The sequence below is a fragment of the Microcoleus sp. Pol12B3 genome (genome assembly GCF_036701355.1).
In the GTDB taxonomy this organism is placed as follows: domain Bacteria; phylum Cyanobacteriota; class Cyanobacteriia; order Cyanobacteriales; family Microcoleaceae; genus Microcoleus.
The window spans coordinates 1-3,897 of sequence record NZ_JAUBQS010000136.1 but is presented as its reverse complement, the minus strand read 5'-3'; the positions used below and the strand labels follow the sequence as shown (position 1 = coordinate 3,897).

The window sequence follows — 3,897 nt, the reverse complement described above, 5'->3', positions numbered from 1 at the left end:
GCAGGTGTCGGAGTCGGAATTGGCGTCGGTGTGGGAATTGGAGTTTCCGCAGGTGTCGGAGTCGGAATTGGCGTCGGTGTGGGAATTGGAGTTTCCGCAGGTGTCGGAGTCGGAATTGGCGTCGGTGTGGGAATTGGAGTTTCCGCAGGTGTCGGAGTCGGAATTGGCGTCGGTGTGGGAATTGGAGTTTCCGCAGGTGTCGGAGTCGGAATTGGCGTCGGTGTGGGAATTGGAGTTTCCGCAGGTGTCGGAGTCGGAATTGGCGTCGGAGTTTCCGCAGGTGTCGGAGTCGGAGTCGGAGTTGTATCTACAATAGTCAAAATAGCACTAGAAATCGCTCCTAAATCGGCTCCGTTAGTGGGATTATTCAGAGTTACATTAACAGTTTCATCCTCTTCTATTACCAAATCATCAACAATTGGAATCGTGAAACTTTGAGTGGTTTCGCCAATGCCAAAACTTAATGTTCCCGATATCTGGTTATAATCGCTGCCAGCATTAGCAGTGCCATTACTTGTAGTGTAACTGACAGCAGCCACATTAGTAGCATCAGTACGAGTAACAGTAATTGTGGCAAATTGATCGTTTTCATTAACGCTGTAATTGGCGTTACTGAAGTTAAATGTGCCTGGATTGGTGAGATTAATAATGAACGCTTGGGTGTCAGAAGTATCGAGCCCTTCGTTCTCTATACCGCCATTATCTCTCAGGTTTAGAGTGATATTAGCACTGCCGATCGCCCCCGGCACCGGTGTAAAGGTTAGCGTCCCCACCGAGTCGATCGCCGGTGGTACACTAAACAAAGCAGCATTATCATTCCCTACCACTTCAAAAGCCAGAGTTTGTCCCGATTCGTTGGCCGGGCCTGGAGAAATCGCAGCCGCCCATCCGGGGATGGTTTGTGGCCCCGAATTGCTGCTGAGAGTGCGATCGCCTCCTTTGACAAACGAAGGTGCATCGTTGACAGGATTAACTGCGATCGAACTTGTTAAACGATTAGTGCTAAACGGCGTTGTTCCACCAGTAACTGAAGCATTGACGCCCGCAGTACCGTTACCCACTCTGTTACTTCCATCCCACGCCCGAAAAGTAATTGTTGGTTCGCTTCCAGGGGTAGTGTAATAGTCTGGGTTCGGTACAAAGCGAACTTTCGCAGGCGTTTCCAGGGAAACCCGCGTCAGGTTGATGTTAGCTTGGGCTGAGGTTGTGTCATCACCGAGGAATAGAAAATTAGGAGTTTCGTAAGGATCGGTCTGGTCGCTAAATCCTGAATAATCGCGCAGCGGGCCGGTTAGTATGATATCGCTGCCATCGGAAAGAAAGTAATTGTCACCTTGAACTCTGAGAGTGTAGTTAGTAGCAATATTGGTGTTATAAGGAACATTCTCTGCTGCAACAAATAAGCCGTTGGTTTGTCCGCCTGGGTTGGGAGTTATGCCGTCGCCTTGTGCAAAGATATTGCCAGAAGTTGCAGATAGCTGCTGGAAACCGATTTCAATGGCTTTGCGATCGCTAGTAACGGCAACAATGCTAAAACCCGCCCGATTTTGATTAGTGCGGGATTCCGAGATAATTTGGAGATTAAAAGACAAGCTAAAGCCTGTAGTGCGATCGAGCGGGGGAAATGAGGGATTTAAAAGATTATTTGTATAGCCAGCATAAATGCTATTGGCAGCAGTGCTGTTTAAATTAACTCCATTACCGTTAAAAAATTCCGAAGCTGTCACGGTAGGAGAAGCAAGATTTAAGTTAGTCAAAGACAGCCAATTTTGAGCAGTGGGAGTGTTACCAAGTAAGCCATTATAAAGAGGAGTCGGACCGAGTACGGTTGCTGCACTTTCCGACACTACACCGAGATCTTTCCAAGTATTGCCGTCAGTTGAAAATTGCCAGTTACCGTTACTATTATCTGCAGCGGTGACTGCGACACCCAAAGGATAGCCATTAGCGTCACTTCCTAACTCGCTAGTGAGGTTAAAAATACTAAAGCCTGTGTTAGCTTGACTGGTTATATCTTCATTAATTGCGCTCGGCGGATTTACATTAGGATCTGTCCAAGTCGGAGCAATGTTAACCTCCCGGTTGCGGAGAGTGTTAATATAAATAGTGTTAATTCCGCCGTTGGGCAAACCCAAGGAGCCGGGACTATTTAGAGCATAATTAGCAGTTCTGTTGATTCCGCCAATATCGCTCGAAAACTCGACATTACCCCCATTGCTTGGTGCTAAAATTTGTACCTTAGCTGCACTCCCAAAGGCTCCGTGTGTCCCCAAAGTTCTCCACGCGAGGGAATCAACAGAAGTAATTCCCGCACTGCTAGTATCTACCCAAACAATATCTGAGGCTGCAAAATCCCCGCCGAAAGCGTTAGTTCCGAATAAGACATTATTGAGATAAGTACCGCCAGCACCGTTATTTATCAGCAGTTGAATATTCCAATCAGCATCATTTCCGGCGGTAACGGGGTTGTACGTAATATCATTTGTAGGAATGACACCTGAACCGCCAATCGCAATTATTGTTCCTGCCTTGAATATAGGAGCAATACTCGCCATGTTCCTGAACTGATAAGCAGAAAATTTCTGTGCTGTGTCACCGCTTGAATCGCCTACAAAAAAACTTTGAATTTGAGCCGTTGTTAGATCTTCGGTCAACAGCAGTTCAACATACTCATTCCCCTGGAATTGCCCGTTGCGGCGGAATTCGTTAATAATTATCTTTCCCATCTAGATGCACCTAAATTTGAGATGATTATGTATTAGCTATCAACTAATGTCGTTTTTTTTGCCTTATTTTTTTTTTACGTAAATAGACTGTTAGTATTTTGTCATCAGTAGTTTGTCAGTAGAGTGGCTTGTTTAAGTAATTTTTGTTACTAAAATAATATCTGGAGTTCAGAGTAGTGTCAAGCAAAATCTTGGATTATTGTCGATCGCACTCCTGGACACAAAGGTGATTTGATATCAATTCCGGTTGCACGAGCGATATGATTGTTGAGTGTTGACTGTTGACTAAAATTATGCTTTCGGGCTCACTGACTGTTTGGGCATTAGAACCCACATTCCCCACCCCCAAGGGGCAGCGTAGGCGGATTGAGGGGGTAAAAGTGAATCATCCGAGATCGAGCGTGAGTAAAAACACTGAAAAATCTGTGCAACGATCGCATCACCCAGTTAGGAATTCCTGAAAATTGATACTCGGACATCAGTTAAATATTCTTAACCCATTAAATGTCAAAAATCCGACCCTTGCCCACTATTAATTCCCAGCACATATCGTCTGCAATATGATAATTATACATCACGGATCTATCTAAAATTACTTAAATCTAAGTCGGTTGTGCCAATTAATAATCCACTTCATTTCACAACAAAAAACAATAAGACCGACAGGTGACTGGCAACAAATTTAATATCGCCACCCGTTCGGCTGTCAAATTATAAATTTGTTGAATCCCTTGAATACAAACGCCATAAATCGACTGAAAACTTGGGAATATCCAGCTTAGAATAGGTCGATTGGTTCTTTTGCCCAACTGATTTTTTACTGTTTAATTTGTGAGCTGTAAGTTTTGCCGGAGTAGCCTTTGATCTAAAGTATAAACCAACAAACACACACCCATTACCAAAGTTAAAGCCTCGATTCTTTCCGGCGACTTCAGAAACACGCTATCCGTAAAAAAAAGGGAGTCTTTCAAAAACCCAAACCCTCTCTATGCTGCCTGCTGTTCCTTATATTTCACAATCATTTCATCAGGATTTAATTGTGACGCATCCAGCACATTAGTAGCTAAAATAAATCTGCCACTAGCTTTGGTTACCTGACGGGGTGACAACACTGTCTAAACCCCTAGCTGACGGGGTTTAGACCGATTTATGGTAAAAAAAGATGGGGTCA

Annotated in this window: 1 protein-coding gene and 1 pseudogene; both read right to left on the bottom strand. The window is 44.4% G+C overall.

Annotated features, from left to right (window positions below):
• Positions 1–2,726: choice-of-anchor Y domain-containing protein (locus QUA53_RS28655; protein WP_333249284.1), on the bottom strand; the 2,726-nt coding region annotated here is incomplete at its 3' end.
• Between the two features lie 638 nt (positions 2,727–3,364).
• A pseudogene (locus QUA53_RS29415) lies at positions 3,365–3,817 on the bottom strand (IS1634 family transposase); the annotation flags it as partial.
• Positions 3,818–3,897 lie beyond the last annotated feature (80 nt).